The sequence below is a fragment of the Halorientalis marina genome (assembly GCF_023028345.1).
GTDB classification, from domain to species: Archaea; Halobacteriota; Halobacteria; order Halobacteriales; family Haloarculaceae; genus Halorientalis; species Halorientalis marina.
The window spans coordinates 1,916,350-1,939,474 of sequence record NZ_CP095487.1 but is presented as its reverse complement, the minus strand read 5'-3'; the positions used below and the strand labels follow the sequence as shown (position 1 = coordinate 1,939,474).

24 protein-coding genes and 1 tRNA gene are annotated in these 23,125 nt (G+C 66.2%); 12 read left to right on the top strand and 13 right to left on the bottom strand.

The features are described 5' to 3' along the window. The first annotated feature begins 14 nt into the window (after positions 1-14). Positions 15-2,672, top strand: coding sequence for a heavy metal translocating P-type ATPase (locus MUG96_RS09805; RefSeq protein ID WP_246982070.1), 2,658 nt, complete (start codon positions 15-17; stop codon positions 2,670-2,672). A gap of 28 nt (positions 2,673-2,700) precedes the next feature. Here the strand turns inward: MUG96_RS09805 and MUG96_RS09800 are convergent, their stop codons facing one another. After that, positions 2,701-4,242, bottom strand: a complete 1,542-nt coding sequence (locus tag MUG96_RS09800; RefSeq protein WP_246982068.1) for a cryptochrome/photolyase family protein — start codon at positions 4,240-4,242, stop codon at positions 2,701-2,703. A gap of 115 nt (positions 4,243-4,357) precedes the next feature. Here MUG96_RS09800 and MUG96_RS09795 point away from each other — a divergent pair, with 115 nt between their 5' ends. Next, positions 4,358-5,359, top strand: coding sequence for a halocyanin domain-containing protein (locus MUG96_RS09795; protein ID WP_246982066.1), 1,002 nt, complete (start codon positions 4,358-4,360; stop codon positions 5,357-5,359). Between the two features lie 39 nt (positions 5,360-5,398). Here MUG96_RS09795 and MUG96_RS09790 read toward each other — a convergent pair whose 3' ends face one another. Continuing rightward, positions 5,399-6,286: a haloalkane dehalogenase gene (locus tag MUG96_RS09790; RefSeq protein ID WP_246982064.1), complete on the bottom strand. Its 888-nt coding sequence runs from the start codon at positions 6,284-6,286 to the stop codon at positions 5,399-5,401. Between the two features lie 222 nt (positions 6,287-6,508). On the opposite strand from MUG96_RS09790, the gene MUG96_RS09785 reads away from it, so the two are divergent. Both MUG96_RS09785 and MUG96_RS09780 read left to right on the top strand, forming a co-directional pair. Beyond that, a complete protein-coding gene (locus MUG96_RS09785) occupies positions 6,509-6,814 on the top strand; it encodes a ubiquitin-like small modifier protein 1 (RefSeq protein WP_246982062.1) in 306 nt (101 codons plus the stop codon). After that, positions 6,811-7,782, top strand: coding sequence for an MBL fold metallo-hydrolase (locus MUG96_RS09780; RefSeq protein WP_246982060.1), 972 nt, complete (start codon positions 6,811-6,813; stop codon positions 7,780-7,782). The genes MUG96_RS09785 and MUG96_RS09780 overlap by 4 nt, the downstream gene beginning before the upstream one ends. Positions 7,783-8,104: 322 nt before the next feature. Here the strand turns inward: MUG96_RS09780 and MUG96_RS09775 are convergent, their stop codons facing one another. The 3 genes from MUG96_RS09775 to MUG96_RS09765 form a co-directional block, all read right to left on the bottom strand. Next, the gene (locus tag MUG96_RS09775; RefSeq protein ID WP_246982058.1) at positions 8,105-8,593 is read right to left on the bottom strand and encodes a hypothetical protein; all 489 of its coding nucleotides are present in this window, start codon (positions 8,591-8,593) and stop codon (positions 8,105-8,107) included. Between the two features lie 148 nt (positions 8,594-8,741). Next, a complete protein-coding gene (locus tag MUG96_RS09770; RefSeq protein ID WP_246982055.1) occupies positions 8,742-9,452 on the bottom strand; it encodes a DUF7125 family protein in 711 nt (236 codons plus the stop codon). 422 nt (positions 9,453-9,874) lie between these two features. After that, a tRNA-Arg gene (locus MUG96_RS09765) sits at positions 9,875-9,947 on the bottom strand. A gap of 79 nt (positions 9,948-10,026) precedes the next feature. Here MUG96_RS09765 and MUG96_RS09760 point away from each other — a divergent pair. Continuing rightward, positions 10,027-10,497, top strand: coding sequence for a cupin domain-containing protein (locus MUG96_RS09760; protein WP_246982053.1), 471 nt, complete (start codon positions 10,027-10,029; stop codon positions 10,495-10,497). Positions 10,498-10,645: 148 nt separating this feature from the next. Beyond that, positions 10,646-10,828: a hypothetical protein gene (locus tag MUG96_RS09755; RefSeq protein WP_246982051.1), complete on the top strand. Its 183-nt coding sequence runs from the start codon at positions 10,646-10,648 to the stop codon at positions 10,826-10,828. 49 nt (positions 10,829-10,877) lie between these two features. On the opposite strand, the gene tatA is transcribed toward MUG96_RS09755, so the two are convergent. Next, entirely contained in the window at positions 10,878-11,192 is a 315-nt protein-coding gene (gene tatA, locus MUG96_RS09750; protein ID WP_246982042.1) for a twin-arginine translocase TatA/TatE family subunit, read from the bottom strand. Between the two features lie 105 nt (positions 11,193-11,297). On the opposite strand from tatA, the gene MUG96_RS09745 reads away from it, so the two are divergent. Both MUG96_RS09745 and MUG96_RS09740 read left to right on the top strand, forming a co-directional pair. Further along, positions 11,298-11,771 (top strand): redoxin domain-containing protein, encoded by a 474-nt coding sequence (locus MUG96_RS09745; RefSeq protein WP_246982040.1) that lies wholly within the window; start codon positions 11,298-11,300, stop codon positions 11,769-11,771. A 51-nt stretch (positions 11,772-11,822) separates the two neighbouring features. After that, positions 11,823-12,641: an HD domain-containing protein gene (locus tag MUG96_RS09740; protein ID WP_246982038.1), complete on the top strand. Its 819-nt coding sequence runs from the start codon at positions 11,823-11,825 to the stop codon at positions 12,639-12,641. On the opposite strand, the gene pdhA is transcribed toward MUG96_RS09740, so the two are convergent. Beyond that, complete coding sequence (gene pdhA, locus MUG96_RS09735; RefSeq protein WP_246988662.1) at positions 12,642-13,718, bottom strand: pyruvate dehydrogenase (acetyl-transferring) E1 component subunit alpha; 1,077 nt, start codon at positions 13,716-13,718, stop codon at positions 12,642-12,644. A gap of 146 nt (positions 13,719-13,864) precedes the next feature. Here pdhA and MUG96_RS09730 point away from each other — a divergent pair, with 146 nt between their 5' ends. Next, on the top strand, positions 13,865-14,305 hold the full coding sequence (locus tag MUG96_RS09730; RefSeq protein ID WP_246982036.1) for a hypothetical protein: 441 nt from the start codon (positions 13,865-13,867) through the stop codon (positions 14,303-14,305). Positions 14,306-14,329: 24 nt separating this feature from the next. Here MUG96_RS09730 and MUG96_RS09725 read toward each other — a convergent pair whose 3' ends face one another. The 6 genes from MUG96_RS09725 to MUG96_RS09700 form a co-directional block, all read right to left on the bottom strand. After that, entirely contained in the window at positions 14,330-14,623 is a 294-nt protein-coding gene (locus MUG96_RS09725; protein ID WP_246982034.1) for a translation initiation factor, read from the bottom strand. A 266-nt stretch (positions 14,624-14,889) separates the two neighbouring features. Further along, on the bottom strand, positions 14,890-15,603 hold the full coding sequence (locus tag MUG96_RS09720) for a hypothetical protein (RefSeq protein WP_246982033.1): 714 nt from the start codon (positions 15,601-15,603) through the stop codon (positions 14,890-14,892). A gap of 80 nt (positions 15,604-15,683) precedes the next feature. Then, the gene (gene cyoE, locus MUG96_RS09715; protein WP_246982031.1) at positions 15,684-16,721 is read right to left on the bottom strand and encodes a heme o synthase; all 1,038 of its coding nucleotides are present in this window, start codon (positions 16,719-16,721) and stop codon (positions 15,684-15,686) included. Between the two features lie 5 nt (positions 16,722-16,726). Beyond that, the gene (locus MUG96_RS09710; RefSeq protein ID WP_246982028.1) at positions 16,727-18,493 is read right to left on the bottom strand and encodes a cytochrome c oxidase subunit I; all 1,767 of its coding nucleotides are present in this window, start codon (positions 18,491-18,493) and stop codon (positions 16,727-16,729) included. Continuing rightward, positions 18,494-19,429 (bottom strand): halocyanin domain-containing protein, encoded by a 936-nt coding sequence (locus MUG96_RS09705; RefSeq protein ID WP_246982026.1) that lies wholly within the window; start codon positions 19,427-19,429, stop codon positions 18,494-18,496. A 1-nt stretch (position 19,430) separates the two neighbouring features. Continuing rightward, a complete protein-coding gene (locus tag MUG96_RS09700) occupies positions 19,431-19,577 on the bottom strand; it encodes a hypothetical protein (protein WP_246982023.1) in 147 nt (48 codons plus the stop codon). Positions 19,578-19,735: 158 nt separating this feature from the next. Here MUG96_RS09700 and MUG96_RS09695 point away from each other — a divergent pair, with 158 nt between their 5' ends. The 3 genes from MUG96_RS09695 to MUG96_RS09685 are packed head-to-tail and all read left to right on the top strand — an operon-like array spanning position 19,736 to position 23,125. After that, the gene (locus MUG96_RS09695) at positions 19,736-20,431 is read left to right on the top strand and encodes a helix-turn-helix domain-containing protein (protein ID WP_246982015.1); all 696 of its coding nucleotides are present in this window, start codon (positions 19,736-19,738) and stop codon (positions 20,429-20,431) included. Beyond that, positions 20,428-20,694, top strand: coding sequence for a hypothetical protein (locus MUG96_RS09690; protein WP_246982013.1), 267 nt, complete (start codon positions 20,428-20,430; stop codon positions 20,692-20,694). The genes MUG96_RS09695 and MUG96_RS09690 overlap by 4 nt, the downstream gene beginning before the upstream one ends. Beyond that, positions 20,651-23,125, top strand: a complete 2,475-nt coding sequence (locus MUG96_RS09685) for a heavy metal translocating P-type ATPase (RefSeq protein ID WP_246982011.1) — start codon at positions 20,651-20,653, stop codon at positions 23,123-23,125. The genes MUG96_RS09690 and MUG96_RS09685 overlap by 44 nt, the downstream gene beginning before the upstream one ends.

Genomic DNA, 23,125 nt, shown 5'->3' with positions numbered 1-23,125 from the left:
GTATAGATAGGACAATGGTATCGAGAACGACCAGGCTGGAGATCGGCGGGATGAGCTGTGCGAACTGCGCAGCGACGATCACGGAGTCGGCCGAAGGGATCGAGGGGGTCGAGGAAGCCAGCATCAATTACGCGACCGACGAGGGGTCGGTGACGTACGACCCCGAGCGGGCGTCGCTGGCGGAAATCTACGCGGCCGTCGAGGAGGCCGGCTACGACCCCGCACGCGCGACCGTGACCGTCCCCATCACGGACATGTCGTGTGCGAACTGCGCGGAGACCAACGAGGAGGCACTGCTGTCGACGCCGGGCGTAATCGACGCCGAGGTCAACTACGCGACCGACGAGGCACGCGTCGAGTACAACCCCGCGGACACCGACCGAGGCGCGCTCTACGACGCTATCGAGGATGCTGGATATTCGCCTGTGCGTGACGACGGCGCCGCCGGCGACGACGCGGACGGACAGTCAACCCAGGAACGGCAAGACGCCGCCCGCGGGGAAGAGATCGAGCGACAGAAGCGCCTGACGCTGTTCGGGGCGGCGCTGTCGCTCCCGTTGCTGGCGATGATGGCCGAACACCTCTTTTTCCCGGGGACGTTCCCGGATTCGGTGTTCGGCCTCTCCTTTGGCTGGGTCGCCTTCGCATTCGCGACGCCGGTACAGTACGCGCTGGGGAAGCCGTTCTACGAGAACTCCTACCAGGCGCTCGTGAAGAACGGCCGCGCGAACATGGACGTGCTGATCGCGATGGGGTCCTCGACCGCGTACTTCTACAGCGTCGCCGTCCTGCTCGGCCTCATCGCCGGGCAGGGGCTGTACTTCGACACGGCCGCGCTCATCCTCGTGTTCATCACGCTGGGTAACTACCTCGAAGCCCGCTCGAAGGGGCAGGCCGGCGACGCCATCCGGCAGTTGCTGGAGATGGAGGCCGACACGGCGACGCTCGTGGACGACAGCGAGGCGTCGGACGACGCCTCTGGCAGCCGGACGGAGTCCGGCGACGACGGGACCGAACGCGAGGTCCCCGTCGACGAGGTCGAACCCGGCGACCGCATGAAGGTCCGGCCGGGCGAGAAGGTGCCGACGGACGGCGTCGTCGTCGACGGCGAGTCCGCGGTCGACGAGTCGATGGTCACCGGCGAGTCCGTCCCCGTGGAGAAATCGGAGGGCGACGAGGTCGTCGGCTCGACGGTCAACCAGAACGGCGTGCTCGTCGTCGAGGCCACGAAGGTCGGGTCGGAGACAGCCATCCAGCAGATCGTCTCGATGGTCAAGGAGGCCCAGAGCCGCCAGCCCGACATCCAGAACGTCGCCGACCGCATCAGCGCCTACTTCGTCCCCGCGGTCATCGCGAACGCCCTGCTGTGGGCCACTCTCTGGTACCTCTTCCCCGGAGCACTCGGCGGCTTCGTCGACGCGCTCCCGCTGTGGGGCGTCGTCGCCGGCGGCCCGACGGTCGCGGGCGGGACGATCCCCCTCTTCGAGTTCTCGGTGCTCGTGTTCGCCAGCGCCGTCCTCATCGCCTGTCCCTGTGCGCTGGGCCTGGCGACGCCGGCGGCGACGATGGTGGGGACCTCCATCGGCGCGCGCAACGGCGTCCTCTTCAAGGGCGGCGACGTGCTCGAACGCGTCCGCGACACCGACACGGTCGTCTTCGACAAGACCGGGACGCTCACCGAGGGCGAGATGCGCCTGACCGACGTTGAAGTCGTCGACGGCGCGGCCGCCGACGGTGGCGAGACAGTCGCCGACGGCGGTCGACTCGAGCGAGCGGTCGACGAGGATTTCGTCCTCGAAGTCGCGGCCAGCGCCGAACGCGGGAGCGAACACCCGCTCGCGCAGGCCATCGTCGAGGGCGCCCGCGAGCGCGGCATCGACCCCGAAGAGCCCGAGGACTTCGAGAACGTCCCCGGCCACGGCGTGCGCGCGACGACGAGCCACGGCGAGGTCCTGGTCGGGAACCGCAAACTGCTCGAAGACGAGGGCGTCGACCCCGCGCCGGCCCTCGACGCGATGGAACGCCTGGAACGCGAGGGCAAGACGGCGATGCTCGTCGCGCTGGACGGCGAGGTCGTCGGCGTCGTCGCCGACGCGGACACAGTGAAGGAGTCCGCGAAGGCGGCCGTGTCGGCGCTCCGGGACCGCGGCCTCGACGTCCACATGATCACCGGCGACAACGAGCGGACCGCCGAGGCGGTCGCCGAGGAGGTCGGCATTCCCGCCGAGAACGTCAGCGCCGGTGTCCTTCCCGAGGACAAGGCGGACGCCATCGAAGCGATCCAGTCCGACGGCCGGCGGGCGATGATGGTCGGCGACGGCGTCAACGACGCGCCCGCGCTCGCGGCGGCGTTCGTCGGCGTCGCCATCGGGAGCGGGACGGACGTGGCAATCGAGGCCGCGGACGTGACGCTCATGCGTTCGGATCCACAGGACGTGCTGAAGGCCATTCGCGTCTCCGAGGGGACGCTCGCGAAGATCAAACAGAACCTCTTCTGGGCGCTGGGCTACAACACGGCGATGATTCCGCTGGCCTCGCTCGGCCTGCTCCAGCCCGTGCTCGCGGCCGGCGCGATGGCACTCTCCAGCGTCTCCGTGCTGGCGAACAGCCTCCTGTTCCGGAAGTACACGCCGGACGAGGACTATCGCCTGCTCGGTTTCCTGCGGCGCTGAGCGGCGACCGCCCCTTTCTCGCGGGCTATCAGAGGTCGCCCGATTCGGCCAGTTCCCTGATCTCCGCGGCCCGGTCCCTGATTTCCTCGCGTTCGTCCTCGTCTTTGTCGTCCCAGTGGCTGTAGACCAGCCCCATCCGGTGGTTCGAGCGCAGTTCGTCCTCGTTGCGCCCGAGGAAGTCCCAGTAGAGGGCGTTGAACGGGCAGGCGCCGTCACCAGTGGTCTTTGTCTTGTAGTACGGACAGCCCGAGCAGTAGTCGGACATCCTGTCGACGTAGTTCGCCGAGGAGGCGTATGGCTTCGTGGCGAACACGCCGGCACCGAACAGGCCCATCTCGACGACGTTGGGCGTCGTCACCCAGTGGAAGGCGTCGACGTAGGCGGCGTGGAACCAGCGGTTCAACTGTGCGGGCTCGACGCCGTACGTGAGCGCGAAATTGGAGAGGACCATCAGCCGCTCGATGTGATGGGAGTAACCGCGCGCTCGGACGCCGTCGATCACGTCCGAGAGGCAGGCCATGTCGGTCTCGCCGGTCCAGTAGAACTCGGGCAGGTCCTCGGCAGCGCCCAGCTGGTTTGCGTCTGCCAGTTCGGGCATCTCCCGCCGGTAGACGTGTCTGAGGAACTCCCGCCAGCCGAGCACCTGGCGGACGAACCCCTCGACGCTGTTGAGGGGGACGTCCCGGGATTCGTACTCCTCGACGACGCGCTCGACCACCTCCGCGGGGTGGAGCAGGCCGAGATTGAGCGCCGTCGAGAGCAGGCTGTGCTGGAGCGCCCACTCCGAGTCGCGCATCGCGTCCTGATAGTGGCCGAAGCGGTCGAGCCGTTCGGTCGCGAAGGTGTCGAGTGCGTGGCAGGCCTGCCGGCGAGTGACGGGCCACGGGAAACTGTCGCCGTTCCACGCTGGGTCGGCCCAGTCGCCGCCGTAGGGTGGGTCGTCGTAGCCGCCGTCGAAGGTCTCACGGACCCACTCGTGGACCTCGGCAGTCGTCTCGTCGATCTCGAAGGCCGGCGGCTCGGGCGAGTCGTAATCCTCGGGCGGCGTCTCGCGGTTTTCCTCGTCGTAGTTCCACTCGCCGCCGACGGGCTCGTCGCCGTCCATCAGATAGCCGGTTTCGCGGCGCATGAACCGGTAGAATCGCTCGTGTTTGAGTCGGTCGGCGTCGCCGACCCACTCGTCGAAGTCCGCGGGCGAGCAGAGGAACGCCTCGTTCTCGACGACGGTCAGCGTGCCGCCGGCGTCGGCGACCAGTTCGTGCAGGCGCTCGGCGGTGCCGTGGCTCGCCGGCCGCATGACGACGAGTTCGTCGTCGGGATGGGCGTCGAAGTGCGCCGCGAACCCGTCGGCGAACGTCTCGACGCGATGATAGTCGACCGTCCGCCCCTCGGCTCGGCACTCGTCCCGGAAGTGCCGCATGGCGCTGAAGACGGTCGTCAGTTTGTGGGGGTGATAGGGGAGTCGGTGGGCGAACGCGCTGGCTTCGATCATGAGGACACGCTCGTCTTCTCGTCGTGCCACGGGGCCGTGGCGGCGGGTGAGCTGGTCCCCCAGTACGAGGACGGTCAACGGCCCCGTCCCCCTGCGATAGCGTCCATGAAGACCGCTTGGGACGCCGGCCACTAATCAGCCCCGCCCGCTGAAGTCAGGGAATTTATATTTGCGGGCGGTAACGTAGTTCTCTATGACGTGGACACCAGAGCGGCGAACGTTCATTCGAATCGGGCTCGCGTCGTCGGCGGTCGGGATCGCCGGCTGTTCGGGCGGCGGTTCCGAGGAGACGGAGGAAGAGGACGACGACGAGGACACCGACGAGACGACGGCGACGGCCACGTCGACGGAGGCGACGACGGCACCGGAGCCGACGGAGACGGTCCCGGAGCCGACCGAACAGCCCGAGCAGCAGACGGTTCAGGCGACGGAGAGTCAGCGCACGCCCTACGCCGATCCCGAGGGCGCGATCGACAGCTGGCTCCAGAACACCTCGAACTACAACGGGACGATCCAGGACCGTCGGGGCGAGGACCGGGTCAGCGTCCAGGTCGGCGCAGACGGCAACGGCGGTGCCTTCGCGTTCTCCCCGCCGGCGGTTCGCATCCAGTCCGGCAACTCGGTTTTCTGGCAGTGGCGCGGCGAAGGGGGCGCACACAACGTCTCCGCGCGCAACGGGGAGTTCCGGAGCGGCGACCCCCGGGAAGGTGGCGGTCTCTCGTTCCAGGTCACCTTCGAGGAGACCGGGCTGTACCTCTACGAGTGTGACACACACAGTAACTTCGGGATGCGGGGCGCGGTCCTCGTCGAGGAGCCACAGACCCTCAGCGGCTATCCGCGGGTCGACGACTGGCTCGCGGACTACGAGTACTCCGGGCGGCTGAGCGACCAGCGGGGGCAGAGCACCGTCGAGATCACGGTCGGCGCCGACACGGAGGATGGGGCCTACGGCTTCCGTCCCATCGCGCCGCTGGTCGACCCGGGAGCCGAGATCCAGTTCGACTGGACCGGCCGCGGCGGCAACCACTCCATCGACTGGGAGGAGACGCCGACGGAGGTCTCGAACAGCGAGTCCACGAGCAGCGCGCGAGGGAGTTACTCGGTGACGCTCGACGAACCGGGCGTCTATCTCTACGGCTGCGGCGACCACCGCATCTTCGGCGGCCACGGCGCTATCGTCGTCAACGACGCCTGACAGCCGAGACGCGGGCGCGGCACGACCGCCACGCCGCCGTCAGGTCCGCTCGACGAAGTCGACGATCTCCGCGGCGACCGTCTCGCCTTTGTCCTCCTGCAGGAAGTGCGCGCCACCCTCTATCCAGGTGTCGGGCTGTTCGTCGGCGGTCGGGAAGAGGTCACGCAGGTCGTCACGAGCGCCGTGCGTGATGGGATCGGAGTCCGAGAAGAGCACGAACACCGGTTTCTCCCAGTCCGCGAAGGTCTCGCGGGCGTCGCCGATGGTGTCGGCTCCTTCCATCTCGGGGTCGGTGGGGACGCGACTCGGCATGATGCGCGCGCCGGCCATGTGTGATTCGTCGGGGAACGGCGCGCCGTATGCGGCTTTCACGTCCTCGTCGAGGTCGGAGAGGCAACCCCCGTCGACGAGCTGGGCCACGTCGAAGTTCGGGTCCTCCTTCGCCATGTCCTTGAAGTCGTGCCAGACGTCCGGCATCCCCGCCGTCCCGTCCATGAGGCCGGTGTTCATCGGCACCAGTCGGGCGAATCGGTCGGGGTTGTTCGCCGCGACCGGCAGGCCGAGCAGGCCGCCCCAGTCCTGGCAGACCAGGGTGATATCGGTCAGATCGAGTTCCTCGACGAAGGTCTCGACCGTGTCGTACATCCGGTCGTATGTGTAGTCCTCCTGGGCTTCGAACTTGTCCGACCGGCCGAAGCCGACGAGGTCGGGTGCGACCACCCGACCCACGTCCGACAGCGTCGGGATCATCTTCCGGTAGAGGTACGACCACGTCGGTTCGCCGTGCAGGCAGAGGAACGTCTCGTCACCGTCGCCCTCGACGTCGACGTACGCCATCTCCGGGCCGCCGACGTCGACGTACTCCTGGTCCCACGGGTAGCCTGGCAGTTCCTCGAACCGTTCTTCCGATGCGCGAACGAGTCCCATGTTCGGCCAACTCACACCGGGGATTTGTAACCGTTTGGTTACGACTCGGGGCAAGATAGAATACACTGGTCACCATTAGAGGGAGAGAGAACAACGATGGAAGTAGAAGATGTGATTTCGACAAACGATGTATCCCCCGTCGGTACGGCGCGAGCACCGTCCACGGCCACGGCGACGAGGCCCGGGATGTGGATTTATGCGGGATCGAGCGATAGCGTGGGTATGGACGTGGAGTTCGTCTCCTACGCGACGGTCAGGGACGCCATCGGAACGAAGTCGGTGACGCGGGACCTCCCAGAAGGAACGACGGCCGAGGACGCGCTGCGCGACCTCGCCGTGGAGTACGAGGGGCTGGACTCGCTCCTGTTCACGAGCGACGGGGAGATTCGCCCACACGTGAACGTCCTCGTCAACGACGAGAACATCCGTGACCGTGACGGGCAAGCGACGACACTCTCCGCCGGCGACACGGTCGGTCTGTCACCCGGCGTCGCCGGCGGCGGTCGCGTCGGGGTGATCGACGCGTGAAGCGCATTCAGCTGGAGAACTCCTTCTTCGAGGGGCTGAACAACGCGTACCTGTTCAACGGCGACGGACCGACGACGCTGGTCGATACCGGTGTCTCGACGCCGGAGACGCGGGAACAGCTCGAAGACGGCCTCGCCGAGGCCGGTGTCGGCTTCGCTGCCATCGAGCAGGTGCTGTTGACGCACTTCCACGCCGACCACGCGGGTCTGACCGGCGAAATCCAGGCCGAAAGCGGGGCGACGGTCCGCTGTCATGCCGCCGATGCCCCGCTGGTGGAACACGACCCCGACGCCGAGGCGGACATGGACGCCAGCCACGAGCGCCTGTTCGACGAGTGGGGGATGCCGGCAGCAGCACAGGAGCAACTGCTCGCTTTCCTCGACGGTGACGAGCGGCTGAACGGGACCGGTGCAACGGTCGAACCGATAGCGCCCGGCGAGTCGGTCGCCGCCGGCGACGAGCAACTGGAAGCGATGCACCTGCCCGGCCACACGGCGGGTCTGACCGGGTACGTCCGCCAGGGGGCAAACGGGCAGGAACTCCTGAGTGGCGACGCGCTCCTGCCGGAGTACACCCCGAACGTCGGTGGTGCGGACGTGCGCGTCGACGGTGCGCTCGCGCAGTACCTTTCGACGCTCGACAGCGTCGCCGACGCGGGCTTCGACCGCGCACACCCGGGGCACCGGTACCCCATCGAGGACCCGACCGCACGCGCTCGCGAGATCATCGACCACCACCGCGAGCGGACGGAGAACGTCCTCGCTGCCCTCGCCGAACACGAACCGGCGACACCCTGGCGCATCAGCGCGCACCTCTTCGGCGACCTCTCGAACATCCACATCCTGCATGGCCCCGGCGAGGCCAGCGCACACCTCGAGCATCTTCAGGCCCACGGCATCGTCGAACGCGACGGGCGCGAGTACCGGCGGATCGAAACCGACCCCGACACCACCGCGCTGTTCCCCTGAACGGCGGTCGAGCGGAGCAGACCGGGCCGTACTCCGGGCGGAGCAGCCACTCACAGTCGCGCACGAGCGGGGAGAACGCATCCGACGATACACTCCGGCAGTCGGAACGGGCGCTCGGGGAGCGCCCGATCAGACCATCGCGCGGAGTCCGCCGGGTGTGGGCAAACGCCCGTCGTCGTCAGTTGTCCCCTCGTCCCTGTTCCCCTTCCGTTCGGAGCCTGACGCGTCGCGGTCGGACATACGTCCATCTGATCGTTCGTGACCCCCCGTATAAATTCCTTGCTTCAGAAGGCGAATAAAAAGGCCAGTGGAAGCCCGCCGGTCACTCGTCGGCCGTCGCCGCACCCTCGCTGTCGGTCGCGTCGAGTTGGTCGATCCCCGTCCGGACGGCCCCGGCGATACCGGCACCGAGCATCACGTCGACCACGACGAGGCCGATGATCCCCACGAACGCGACGATCGGCGTCAGCTCGTAGAGCCAGTACAGGTCCCCGCCCAGCAGGGTCACGAGCAGTTTCGGGTTCACCTTCCAGCCGAGCGCGCCGTACTGACCGGCGAACACGAACGAAATCACGAACCCGCCCATGACGCCGGCCGCGAGCCCGTGCCACAGCGCCGTTTTGAGCGTCCCACGACAGAGTAGACCGGTCACGATCCCGCCACAGACGAGAAGCGTGTAGCTCCCCGTCCCCGACAGGAACATCGAGATCAACTCCAGGTTCATCACCAGGAGCGTCCCGTGTTTCAGCGCCGTCGTGTTGCTCTCCGATACCCCGAAGATTCCGCCGCGTATCTGATCGGTCAGTCCCATATCCCTCTCGCCCCCAAGCGAGATATTTTCTATCTATTGCTATTCGACAAAAACATTTCCACTCCGCAGTCCGGGCACGACCAGCAACAGGTAGGTGCGTCGTTACGGCCCCGACTTGACCGCGACGGCGTGGCGAGTCAGGGATCGCTCAGATCGTTCTGCTCTGGTCGGTCGTCACGCTCGACCCGCTCACGACGAGGTCCATCCGTTCGAGGAGTGCATCGCCGCCCCTGTTTTTCGGCATCTGCGTCCGGACTTTGAGGTCGCCGTTCTTGTCGGAGACCGTGTTCAGTTCCCAGACGACGTCCGCGACGGTCAGCGTCGTCTCGCGGAACGCCGGTGGCTCTCCGAGCGACGTGCAGTGAAAGACGCCGATACTGTCTGCGTCGTGGATGTGTGAGGCCACCCGGGACAGGAGCGTCCGATAGTCGGCGCGACAGGCGTTCCGTTCCAGCGGGTTCGTCGGGTCGATGATGACGTTGTGGCGCTCGTCGATCCGCTTGACGATGTCGAACACCTCGTCGAAGAGCCGATCCGGTTCCGTCGTCTTCGCCGCGTGAATGTCGCTTCCGGTCAATTCGTGTAACATCAAGTTCTCGGTCGATGCCTTCCCCACCTCCTCCAGCGTGAGGTCGGCCTGCCGGTCCACCCCGGCCGGCAGGTCGTTTTCGACGACTGACGCAGGGCGAAGGGTAGAGATATAGAGCGTCGGGCGCCGCCGGATCAACTCGTGTAACACGGCGTAACTCGGCGTGTTCGGCGACGTGACGAGTGCCACCAGACTCCCCGGTTCGAACCCACCGTCCAGTTTCGCGTCGATCTCCCTGATCCCCGTCGAGAGGTTGTGCCCTGCTGCCATGTGTGTCCACCACCCACCCGGACGTTGTGTCGTGCTCACATATCATTACCTGACAGTTCAGAACTGTTCAATCGAATCGAATAACAAAACCAGTCATTGAGCCGGTGGTCGGAGCGAGATAACGCTCATTGAAACCCGGAAGCCTGTTCCTTCGACCGACCCCCCGCTGTCGGTCGGACCTCGAAGCCGTCCCGGGTTCGATACTCGAGCCCGTTGTGACACCCCCGACATGGAATCGACGGCCGGTTCCGTCAGCAAAAGCGATGAGTCGAGAGTGGTGACGCGGGACAGTCGCGGCCGAAGCGATGGGCGTGCCGGGATTCGAACCACGCCCGAGAACCTGCGCTTCGCGCAGAACCTCGGTCTACTTCGAATCCCGGTTCCGGTTCACTCGACACTCACTGCGTTCGTGTCTCGTTGCACGGGCGTGCCGGGATTCGAACCCGGGATCGAGGGGTTAGGAACCCCTCGCCCTGTCCACTAGGCCACACGCCCTACCGACCGTTGGACCACCGGCCGAAAAACCGTTTCTTTTCTTGGAAACGCTTAGGTACCGGCCGTCACATCGCCGTGTATGGAGAAAGTATCACTCGACGACGTGCAGGTCCAGACCAACCCCGTCGCCGATCAGTCGATTCGGAAACCCGTTTCACAGGCGCTCGGGACGACGGACTTCGCGTTCAACTATTTCGAGCTCCAGCCCGAGGAGTCCTTCTCCGGGGGGATGCACCGCCACCACGACCAGGAGGAAGTGTTCTACGTCCTCGAAGGTGAGGCGACGTTCGAGACGCCCGACGACGAGCACGTGATCGGGACCGACGAGGCCATCCGGTTCGAACCCGGCGAGTACCAGACCGGCCGCAACAGTGGTGACGGCCCGCTCCGTGGCCTCGCGATGGGCGCACCGGGCGCCCGCCACGACTGGGACCAGATCGACGCCCTCCTGTTCTGCAGCGAGTGCGACGAAGAGACAGACCACGCGATGAGCCTCACCGACGACGGCCGCTTCGAGTTCGAGTGTCGTGACTGCGGCAACGAACTGTGAACTACCCCACCCTACTCAGCCGCTAGCGCGGCTTCCTTGAGGGTGGGCCTTCTGTCTCAACGACGCGCTTTACATCCACAACATCGGAAGCACCCGACGATCTAATCCTCGGCGGCAGGTTTTTGCGCCGACCGGGCGAGGCCCGGGTATGCGCGACGTTGTGACGTTCAGGTCCGGGCCGGACGGTTCGCTGATCCTCGCACCCGACCCCGGAGAGGACTACGACTACGAGGATATGGAGGTGGAACTCAGCGGGCGGACGATACACGTCTCGACGCCCGAGGGCGGCCAGAAAGTACGACTCGAAGTCGTCCACGGCGAGAGCGAGTGACGGGACCGGCGGCTGGGAACGCGGTCTCGAAAAAAGACGGACGCGGGAGTTACTCGCTGCTGCCGCCCGTGCTGCCCGTGGATGCGCTCTCGGTTTCGGTCGCCGTACTCTCGGTCGTTTCCTCGGTGGCCTCCGCGGCCGTGGTCGCGGTGTCGTCGGCGGACTTGGTCTCGCCCTCTTGCATCTGCTGGAGTTCCTGTTCGACTTCCTCGCGCCCCTTCTGGAACTCGCCGATGGCCTCGCCCGAGGAGCGGGCGAGTTTCGGGATCTTGTTCGCGCCGAACAGGAGGATCGCGATGAGCAGGATGACGAGCATCTCGGGCCCACCGGGAATGCCCCCGAACAACGGAATAGCTCCGGTCATGTGTATCTCAAGGTAGCCGAAGGCTGATTATAGGCTTTTTGCTCCTGTGAACGGGGGCGGTACCGAACGCAACTATCATTGTGCGCGTCCGTGTATGTCTCTCCGATGGTTTCAGAAGGCGATACTGCTCCGGACTTCACGGCACCGCTTGCCGACGGCGACATCGGCGAATTCACCCTCTCGGACCGGCTCGACGAGGCACCACTCGTCCTCGCGTTCTTCCCGGGCGCGTTCACCTCGGTCTGCTCCCACGAGATGACCGAGTTCCGCGACCGGATGGAGAGCTTCGAGGACCTCGGCGCGGCGGTCTACGGCATCAGCGTCGACTCCCCGTTCGCGCTCAACGAGTTCCGCGACAAACTCGACCTGAACTTCGGCCTCATCAGCGACGCCGACAAGGAGGTCATCGCTGAGTACGGCATCGGCATGGACTTCGCCGAACTCGGCGTCCACGACGTGGCGAAGCGCGCGGTGTTCGTCGTGAACGGTGACGGCGAGGTCACCTACGCCTGGGTCAGCGACGACCCGAGCGTCGAACCCGATTACGAGGAAGTCGAGTCCGCGGCCGAAGCGGCCTGAGGCGGACCGCACCACCCACTCCTTTTTTGTCTGGCACGCGTCGGCGTCCTCATGAGTGATGCAGACGACACGCGGGGCGGCCGCGTCTACGACCCCGACGCCGACCACGCGTTCCCCGACGAGCGCGTCAACGAAGCCCTCGCGTACGTCGACGACGACGCCGAAATCACCGCCTACCTGGAGGCCCAGAACGTCAACCCGGTCGACCGTATGCGGTACAACGACCACGGGAAGAAACACGTCAGCATCGTCCGCAACCGGGCGATGTGTCTCTACGACCTGTTGAAAGGTGCCGGCGTCGAGTTCAACGGCGCGACCGATCAGGGACTCGACGAGGCCGACGAGGCGGTCGTCGTCGCCCTCGCGGCCGAACTGCACGACATCGGACACGTCGTCCACCGCGACGACCACACCTACTACTCGATCCCGCTGGCCGCGGACATCCTCGACCGCGTGCTCGACGACCTCGGCTTCTACGACGTCGCCGAAACCGTCCGGATGAGAGGCGAAATCCTCCACGCCATTCTCTGTCACACGACCGAGGAGAACCCGCTGACGACCGAGGCTGGCGTAGTCAGGGTCGCGGACGCGCTGGACATGGAGAAGGGGCGCTCGCGCATCCCCTACGAACAGGGCGGCCGTGGCATCAACACGGTCTCGAGTCAGGCCATCAAGCGGGTCAGTCTGCGGCCGGGCGACGAGAAGGGAGTCCTCGTCGAGATCGAAATGAACAACGCCGCCGGGGTCTACCAGGTCGACAACCTCCTGAAGGCCAAACTCCGGGATTCGGGGCTCGAAGAGCACGTTCGTATCGTCGCCGTCAACGAACACGAACAGCCCGACCAGATCGTCGAACGGATCGAACTGTAGTCAGTCCTCGTCCAGCAGTGCGTCGTCGCCGTGACGCTGCCGGAGTTCTCGCAGGTACTCCCGCTGCTCGCGGACCCGCGGCGTCGGTGCCTCGTAGGCGTTTTCGAACAGCTGCTCGGGGTCCGGTTCGTAGCCCATTGCTTCGTCGACGAGTTCGGCGACGCGCTCGCGGGCCGCCTCGTGAATGGCGTCGAGGCGTTCGTCGTCGACCAGGCCGCGGTCCCGGAGGAACCGCTCCATCCGCGGGAGTGGGTCGCGCTCGCGCCACCGCTCGACTTCCTCCTCCTCGCGGTAGACCGAGGGGTCGTCGGCGGTCGTGTGAGCGCCGAAGCGATACATGACGGTCTCGATGAGCGAGGGGCGCAGTTGGTCCTCGTCCGGGTCCCGTGCCTTCTCGACGGCGGCTTTCATCACCTGGTAGCTCGCGAGCGGGTCCATCCCGTCGACCTGAATCCCGTCGAAGCCGTAAGCCTCTGCCTTCTGGGCGATAGTGTCGCTCGCGGTCTGTTCCTCCCGTGGGATGGAGATAGCGTACTGATTGTTGTTACAGACGAAGATCGCGGGGACGTCGAAGACACCGGCGAAATTGAGCGCCTCGTGGAAATCGCCCTCGCTCGTGGCGCCGTCGCCGAAGTGACAGGCGAAGACGGTATCTTCACCTTTCAGTTTCGCGGCCCACGCGAGTCCAGTCGCGTGGGGGAGGTGGCTCCCGATGGAGATGTTGATTGGGAAAACGTTCTTCTCGGCTAGCCACTCGTTGCCGGCCTCGTGGCCCTGCCAGTAGAGGAGGTATTCGGGGGCGAGCCCGCGGTGGACGACGGCCCCGTGTTCGCGGTACTGGTAGAGTATCCAGTCGGAGTCGGAAAGCGCGTGGGTCGTCCCGATCTGGGCGGCCTCCTGGCCCGCCAGCGAGGGGTAGGTCCCCATGCGGCCCTGGCGCTGGAGGGAAATGGCGCGCTCGTCCAGGTGGCGGGCGAGCCACATCTCACGATACATCTCGACGAACTGCTCGTCGGGCAGGTCCGGAACCGCCGCGTCGTCCAGCACTCGCCCGTCGGCGTCGAGCACCTGGACCATGTCCTCGGGCACCTCCCCGACCGTGGCTCGGTTCGCAGTCACTGTGTGCCCGGCCACGTCGGGCGATGACATAATCCTATCCCCGCCGAACCTCGCAGCCACTGTCTCGTCACAACCGTTTTGTAGTGCCACGCCTATCTGTGTGTATGGGTAACACGCCCTCCCAGCAACCCTTCGAAGACGACGCTCCGGAGGGAGTGGAGTCCGCTCCGGGCGCGTCCCTGGCTACGAGATTCGTGCGCGCGGCTCGGTCGTTCGTGGCGTCCTGTCGGCGGCGTGTGATGGGGTTCCAGTCGCGGCCGGTCGGTACCTCGACCGAGAGGGAGGACGCGGACGTGACCGGGGACGGGAGCGGGCAGGACGGAATCGAATCGGCACCGCCGACCACGGCGGACGCCACCGAGTACCGGAGCATCGATGAGATTCCCGCCCGCGAGACGCCGTTTGCCTATCCCGAGAGCAACTGCGAGGGCGAGAACGGCCCGGACCTGCAGGCGACAGAGTCGGAGGACGAACTCGCGATTTACTACCCGAGCTGTCCCGGCGCGACCATCGAGTCCGACACCTGGGAGCGCGTCGAGCGCTGACCGTACCGGATTCGTGCGTGCCTCTCAGGACACGGAGAATCCCCGCTCCCGGAGTTCCTCTCGCGCCCGGTCGGAGTGATTGCCCTGGAGCTGGATCGTCCCCTCCTCGACAGTCCCACCGCAGGCGAACGCCGATTTCAAATCCGACGCGAGGTCGTCAACGTCGACGTCGTTCGGGTCCAGTCCCTCGATGATCGTCATCTCCTTACCGTACCGCCGCTCGTCGACCCTGATCGTGATCTCCTGGGCCTCCTTTGCCACGTCCTCGCAGACGCAGAGTTCGTCGGGGAGTCCACAGGTCGAACAGGTCTCCGCCATTACCCCTCCCTTGCACGACCGGCGGACTAAACCTTTCGACGTGGTATCACGTGTCAGACACCGGACGAGGCCGAGCGACTCTACTGGCGTCGTCTTCGGCGACACCTCCGCGACGGGGTCCCCTGTCTCGGGTCGTGTTCGGCGAGCGAGTCGTGCAGTAGCCGCGGGTCAAGCCAGCGTCCGGCGGTCTTTGCACGCCGGATCACTCGACGTGAGCGAACCGAGTGTCGACTGGCAAGAGCCGTCGACCACTAGCCCCACCGAGATCAGTCGGCCTCCTCGATCATCGCGAGCGTCCGGGTGTAGCGGCGGACAGTGTTCCCGTCACCGTCACGCAACACCACCTGGAACTGTTTCTGCCCGGTCACCGTCGAGAGTTCGTCCTCACTGACGGTGAACTCGAATGGGGGGTCCTCGTCGGTGGTAACCACCTCGCCGCTACTCACGACCTGGACGTGGTCGATCCCGCGCGACTCGGTGAGGTGACAGTGGACCTCGGTGGTTCCGTCGTTGACACTCTTCGTACAGAGCAGGCTCGGGTCGATATCGGTCCCCGTCGAGCTCTCGATGGCCGACTGGAAGTCGAAGGCCATCACGCCGGGTGGGGCCGTGCCGATAACGACGACGATGGCGAAAAACACCGCGAGACTGGCGTTCGGCAGTCGCTTGCTCAGTCGAGTGCGGCCTCCCCGGCGCAGACGGACAGCCAGCGGAATCACGACGACGTGATGGAACGGCCCGTAGAGGACGAGAACGAACCCGTAAGCCATCGGGTAGTAGAGCCACTCCCAGGACGACTGGAAGGAAAGCAGTACGTTCGCGGCCATCCAGAAGAAAAACCCAAAGAAGACCAGCGCGCCACTCTTGAGAAACCGCCAGCTCGGTGAATTTGCCCAGTAAACGCTCTTGACGGCCTTCCAGGTGTTACCGGCGGCCCGGCGCGTCCATTCCAACGGGGACTCGACTGATTCCTGACTCATTCAAATCACAGCAGATGGTCGCTATCGATTGCTAGGCTGTCTCCGGACAGGGGAATTGTCACGAATATGTTCGCCTCCATTCACGGCGCCTCGGCGGTGACGACGCGGTGGTACGCGCGAGTCGCGAGTGCAGGCAGGTCTGGTCCCGGCGCAGCCGGGACCCCGCCGAGACGGGGCCGCCGCGACCAGAGCCAGCCGATCAGCATCGCCGAGAGACCGGCGCTGCCGAGAGCACCCGCTGGTCCGGCCGCGAGCGAGCCGTCGACGGCCCAGCCGACGAACAACAGCGCGAGATAGACGTTCGAGGTGAAGAAGGCTCGGACAGCCGTCGAGTCCGTCCCTGCCGTGAGGAACCCGCGGTAGGCCAGCAGGAACAGCACCGAGCCGGCAGCGAGCGCACCAGCGTAGACCGGGCCCGCGAACGGGACCAGTGCGGCGGCCGTCAGGACTGTCAGCAGTGCCGACAGCCAGATGGCACGCCGGGTCCGAGCGGGGTCGGTGACCACCGGCAACGTCGGGATGGCGACGGCAGCGAAATCCTCACGGTAGACGACAGCGAGCGCCCACGCGTGAGCGGGCGTCCAGACGAACACGAGGAGAGCCATCAAGAGTGCCGGCGCTGCGGGGACCGCGACGGGGTGGACCGCGGTCCAGCCGGCCAGTACGGGGAACGACCCCGCGGACCCGCCGAGAACGACCCCCAGCCAGTGGCGTCGCTTCAGCAAGACGGTGTAGAGGCCGACGTAACTCGCGACGCCGAGCCACATGTACCCGACCGAGACGGCAGGGAGCACGAGCAGTCCGACGGCCGTCGCGGCAGCGAGCAGCCCCGTTCCGAACGCGAGTGCGACCCACGGCGAGACGTGCCCCGTCGCGAGCGGGCGGTCGGCAGTGCGTTCCATCTCGGGGTCGATATCCCGGTCGTAGTAGCAGTTCAGCGCGGCCGAGCCACCGGCCATGCCGATCCCGGCGAGGACGAACGCTGCGAGTTCGACGAGCGGTAACCCACCGGCTGCGAAGACAGCGGTTACGCCCGTCAGCGTGAGCAGCGCGACGATCCGGGGCTTGGACAGCGAGAGGAGCGAGCGAGTCAGCGACGGGGTGTGGGTGTCCTGCATGGTGGTCACCCGATCTTCCAGAGGCCGCTGAGCAGGAACCAGTTCAGTGCCATCATCACGACGAACACGGCGAAGAACACGAGCGCGAGGATGAACGTCCCGCGCATGCTCAGCATGTGGTGGGCCATGCCTTCCTCGTCGTCGTCACTTCCGTCGGACTGCCCGTCCGACGACGTCCCGTTCGCGTCGCTCGCGGGACCACCGTCGGCGACGGCGGTGGGCCGCTCGACCGGGAGCGCACCCTCGTACTTGTCACCACCGAGCAGCGTTCCGACGGCGACGACGACGAACAGTGCCCCGCCGAGGATCGCCACCAGCGCGGCGATGCCGAAGATGAAAAACAGTGGCTTGGCGGCGGCGAAGCTGAAGTCGGTACCCGGGATGTCCATCACCGAGGGGTGACGACGCGGGACACCGAACAGGATGCCGATGTACATCATCATGAGGACCGTGATGCTCATCGCACCGGCGTAGAGATACGGCTGGATGACCGCCAGCGGTTTCAGGACCCACTCGCGGCCAAAGACCAGTCTGAGGACGTAGTAGCTCAGCCCCATGAACGCCAGCGTCGTCCCGAGGACCACGGTGGCGTGGAAGTGACCCGGCACGGCCAGCGTGTTGTGCCAGGTCATGTTGAGCTGCATCTGGCCCATCATGACGCCGGTGATGCCTCCCAGGAAGCCAAAGAGGATGACGCTCATCACGATAGACGAGAAACCGGGGTCGCTCCACGGTGCGGTCTTGAGCCAGCCGAAGACGCCACCACCCTTGCCGCGCTTGCGGCGTCCGACTTCGAGTCCCGCAGGGATGGCGAACGCGTGAATCATGCTCGCCAGGACCGCGCCGTACGCGGCGTAGGAGGTGTTCCAGATCTTCCAGGCCGGCGAGAGGCCCGGGTCCACCATCAGGTGGTGGGCCGCGCCCATGTTGATGAAAAACAGGTAGAGCACGAAGGCCGTGCGTGAGACTTTCTCGCTGGCGACCTCGGCACCCCCGACCACGTGGGTCATGAAGTACCAGATCGTGATCATCGCCAGGAGGTTGATCTGCTGGGTCCCGTGACCCATGATCCAGTACATCTGCCGGTACCACGCCGCATCGAGCGCCGGGAAGACCCCGATCCGCCAGAGATACGTCGGGATGTAGGTGACGAGTCCACCGACGATGGCCTCCGCGGCGACGATCGAGGTGATGAACGCGCCGAAGGCGACGAGCGGCATCGTCCCGTGGGGGTTCTGCCGTTTCTCCTTCCAGATCGTCGCGAGGAAGGGCAGCGCCGCGACGAGTGCCCCCAGCAGGAAGACGATCGCACCGAGATAGAACCACTCCGAGGACGGCAGTGGGACGTAGGAGGTCAGCAGTGGCGCCTGATTCGGTTGCTCGGTGAGCCAGATCGCGGTGAGGATCGTCACCGCGCCACCGGCCATCAGCGCGTACGCCGCCTGTGAGAGGCGCTTCCACGGGAGTTTTCGCCCGAGGACGAACGGGCCACCCACGTACAGGACGGCGATCTCCATGAACACCATCCAGAAGACCAGCAGGAGCCACGCGTGCATCGAGAGATACGTGTAGAAGTCGCCCGGGGAGAGCAGGCCGACGACCTCCCAGCGGGTCAAGACGACGAAGATCGCGAAGATGCCACCGAATGCCAGCGAGACGATCGCCGTCACGCCGAACAGTTTCACCATGTCCTCGGCGGACCTGTGGATGTCCAGTCCCGTCACCGAGCACGTGCGGAAGCCGTCGTCGTCGTATTCGTACGTTCCGAACATCTACAGCACCTCCACGACGCCTTTCATTCCGAGGGCTTTGTGTGGCCGGCAGAAGTACGTGACAGCGCCGCTCTCCTCGAACGTCCGCTCGAAGGTGAAGCCAGCCTCGCCGGTCAGTTCGGACTCGAAGTCAGCACCCGACTCCGCGACGACGTTGTGCTGGCCCCCCTCGCCGGTCCACTCCCAGGTGACGGTCGTTCCAGTGTCGACCCGGACGGCCGGGGGGTCGAACGCGAAGCCGCCGCCGTTGCCTTCCGCGCCGACTCGAATCGTGACCGAATCGCTGCCGGTCTCGTCGACTGGTTCGCCGTCGAAGTTGTCCGCGTTGCTGAGGTAGCCGTCGTACTGGCCGTCTTCCGACCCGTCGGTGCCGGTGCCCATCTCCACGTCGGGGAGCGAGTCACGCACCTCGAAGGTGGAGTGCATCGTCCGGTGCCCCTCGCCACAGAACTCGTTACAGACGACGTGGTAGGTCCCGATCTCGTCGAAGGACATCGGCACGAGCCACTCGTACCCCGGAAGCATCTGCAGGCTCATCTGCTTCGAGAGGGTGTCTTCGAGTCGCACCGAGAACCCGTGCTGGACGTCGTAGGTACCCAGGTGGAACGTGTACTCGGTCCCCTTCTCCAGCACGACCGGCAGGCCGTCGAAGGCGTACCGGGCCGCGCCGACGTAGATATCCGTTCCGGGCGGCACCAGACCCGCTTCGGCCTCACCGGCCCGGCTCTTGTAATCGGTAACTTTCTCCTGGAACCGTTCGGTGGAAACGTCCAGCGACTCGCCGATGGGGTTCTGGTTGCCGAACTGCGTCCAGCCGGACATCCAGCCGAACAGGCCCAGTGCCCACGCGCCCGAGATGCCGAGCCAGATGGTTTCGCGCCTGTTCACCTTCTCGTCCCACCAGTTTCCGTCTGGGCCTTCGAGTGGTGACTTCATGTTACCCTCCTGCGATTGCCATGAGATCGACCAGACCCCAGATGATGTACGAGAGCGTGAAAAACAGCAACGCCGCCCCGGCCAGCAGCCAGGGACTCTCCAGCAACTGCTGGGGCCACGGTACGTCTGCCCGATCCTGTCCTGACATAACACGCTCAACTCGACACCCTGCCTGCATCACTCACGACCCTGAGTATGCAGGGTCTTATCTACCCTCCCTGGCCCAGGCCTGCCGGGACCATCCGGATTCCCAGCGGCTGAGAACAACGACGGCCGCATATGGGCAGCGATTGCGGAGAGAGACGTATGAGCACTCACGGGTCCAGTGACGGCGTGACAGTCTCGGAAGCCGACGACGGGGAAGAGACCGGCGGTGGCATTCAGGTCGAGATGGTCGTGAGAGGACCCGAGTGCTGCCCGATCGCGGACCTCTCCGGGGAGTGTAACGCACTGGTCAACTCGGTGGCTCGCAGCAGTCCCGCCGAAGACTGCGAGGTTGCGGAGTTCACACTCCCCGCTGAAGCCGATCCGCCGGCGGAGGACATGACGCCGGTCTTCCGGACCGGATCGCGGACGCGGTACCGATACAGCTACGACCCGGATGGCCCCTGTCTCTGCCGGTTCGTCGAGCAGCACAACTGCCCGGTCAGCGACATTCACGCCGAGAACGGCGACCTGTTCGTCACCTTCTACGCCGAGAACGTCGAGACGGTCCGGACGATCGTGACCGAAGCGCGTGAGGTGTTCTCGGCTGTCAGGCTCCGGCACCTCTCCCACTCGGCCGGACTCGACGACGAGGACCACGTCGTCGTCGACCGCGGGCGACTCACCGACCGCCAGATCGAGGTCCTCTCGACAGCGTACGAGATGGGCTACTTCGATCACCCCAAGGAAGCCAACGCCAACGAAGTGGCCGCGGAACTCGATATCGCCACCACCACGTTCAGCGAACACCTCGCGGCCGCCCAGGGCAAACTGCTGTCGAGCGTCGTCTCGGAGTGACCGACGACGACCGGCCGGTTACGGACCCCACGCTCGTTCGCCATCGGAACCCGGGGCCTCTCCTCGATCCGGTGGCCGATCGAACCGTCACCGCGGCAGTCGACCGCCCGTTCGACCTCGACGGCTGCGTCGTTGCAGCCGCTGGCGCGTCGCTCGATATATATCACCCTCAGTATGCAGGGTCAGGATACGTGGTCTGCCGATTCCACTCGTCGAGCAATGACCGCGGACGGGGCCACGGCGACGACCTGCACGCTCTGTGAGCTGCCCGCGCCGGACCCGCCGCTCACCGACGAGACCGTCGAGGGCGAGTTCTGCTGTCGCGGCTGTCTCGCGGTCGCAAAGCGACTCGACGAGTGTGAGCCCGAGGCCACGGAGGCAGTCCGTGACCGACTCGACGGCGAGGCGGAGCCGGTGCCCGCCGACGCTGACGGGACGGAACTGTTCCTGGCAGTCGAGGGAATGCACTGCGGGACCTGTGAGGCCTATCTCGAGAGCAGGGCGACTGCACAGGAGGGTGTGACGGCAGCCGAGGCGAACTACGCGGCGGACCTCCTCAGGCTGGTCTACGATCCGGAGCGGGCCGACCCGGCGGCTCTCCCCGAGGCGGTCAGCGGGCTCGGGTACGAGGCGCGACCACTCGACGACGCGACGCCGGAGCGGTCGGCGTCCCCGCCCTGGCGGCTGCTCGTCGGCGGGTTCTGTGGTATGATGGTGATGATGTGGTACGTGCTCTTCCTGTACCCGCGGTACTTCGGGTTCCAGCCGACGGGAGCCGCCTGGCAGTCCGGGCCAGTCGGGTTGCTTTCCCTGGGGAATCTCTGGGTGTTCACCTCCATCGTTTTACTGTACACTGGCGCACCGATCCTCCGGGGCGCGTACGTCAGTCTCCGGTCCGGACATCCGAACATGGACCTGCTCGTGGCTCTGGCAGCGATCAACGCCTACGTGTACAGTACGGCGGTCGTCGTCACTGGTGGCTCGGAGGTGTACTTCGACATCTCCGTCGTGATCGTCCTCGTCGTCACGCTGGGCACTCGCTACGAGGAGCGCATCAAGCGAACAGCCAGCGGAACACTGGAAGACCTGACACGAGCGCGTGTCACGGAGGCACACCGTCGGACTCCGGACGGGACTGACACGGAGGACGTCACGGTCTCGGCCCTCCAACCCGGTGACGAGGTCGTGGTCCGGCCCGGGGAACGCGTGCCCGTCGACGGCATCGTCGCTGCGGGGACGGCATCGGTCGACGAGTCACTGGTCACCGGGGAGTCGGTCCCGGTTCGGAAGACGCCAGGCGACGAGGTGATCGGGGGTGCGGTCGTCACCGACGATGCACTCACCGTCGAGGTCGGCGAGGACGTCGACAGCACGCTCGACCGGCTGGTGACTCAGCTCTGGCAGATCCAGAGCGCCCGGCCGGGTGCACAGCGACTCGCGGATCGGCTGGCGACCGTGTTCGTCCCGCTCGTCTTGCTGCTGGCAGTGGGTGCGGCGGGCTGGCAACTCCTCTCGGGTGTCACTTTCGCGACCAGTTTGCTAACGGGGTTGGCGGTACTCGTGGTCTCCTGTCCCTGTGCGCTCGGGCTGGCGACGCCACTGGCGGTCGCCTCGGGCGTCAGGGACGGACTCGACCACGGAATCGTCGTGCGTGGGGACGGCGTCTTCGAGGCCGCCGCGAAAACCGACGTGGTGGCACTGGACAAGACCGGGACGCTGACCACCGGCGAGATGCACGTGACGGACCCGGCGTCGCCAGCGGCGATGGAGCGTGCGGCCGCAGTCGAGCAGTTCGCCAGCCACCCCGTCGCGGCGGCCATCACCGACCACACCACACCGACCGAATGGACCGTCACGGAGTTCCAGCGCCACCCCGGACGGGGCGTGAGCGCGACCGTCGACGACCAGCGCGTCATCGTCGGCAAGCCGGAGCTACTGACTGCGGAGGGGCTTGCAGTGCCGGACTCGCTCCGGACGCACGCCGACGACGCCCGCTCCGAAGGCGACCTGCCGGTCGCGATCGGCTGGGACGGGCGGGCACGAGACGTGATCGTCGTCGGCGACCAGCCCCGTCCCGAGTGGCCCTCGGTCGTGAGCGAACTGTCGGCTGCCGGGCGGTCGGTCGCGGTCATTACGGGCGACGACGAGCGCGCAGTCGGCCGGTTCCGTGACCATCCCGACATCGAGTACGTGTTCGCCGGCGTGCCACCGGAGGCGAAAGCCGAAGTCGTCGAACGCCTCCGGGCGGAGGGAACGGTCGCGATGGTCGGCGACGGGAGCAACGACGCGCCCGCGCTGGCGACTGCCGACCTCGGCATCGCGCTCGACAGCGGGACGGCGATGGCTGCCGACGCCGCCGATGTCGTGTTGACCGGCGAGAAACTGCGCGCCGTCCCCCGCGTGTTCGCGTTGACCCGGGCGACGAACCGCCGCATCTCACAGAATCTCAGGTGGGCGTTCTGCTACAACGCCATCGCAGTCCCGATTGCGATTCTCGGGCACATCAACCCGCTGGTCGCTGCCGTCGCGATGGCGCTCAGTAGTCTGCTCGTGGTCGGGAACTCCTCGCGGCCACTGCTCGCCGCCCCGACCCCGGAGACGCCCTCAACCGAGGGCCCGTCCGAGACACCCGATTCGACGGTCAGTCAGGAACCCGATTCGGCACAGCAGCGCGGTGTTCCGGCCGGTGAATGA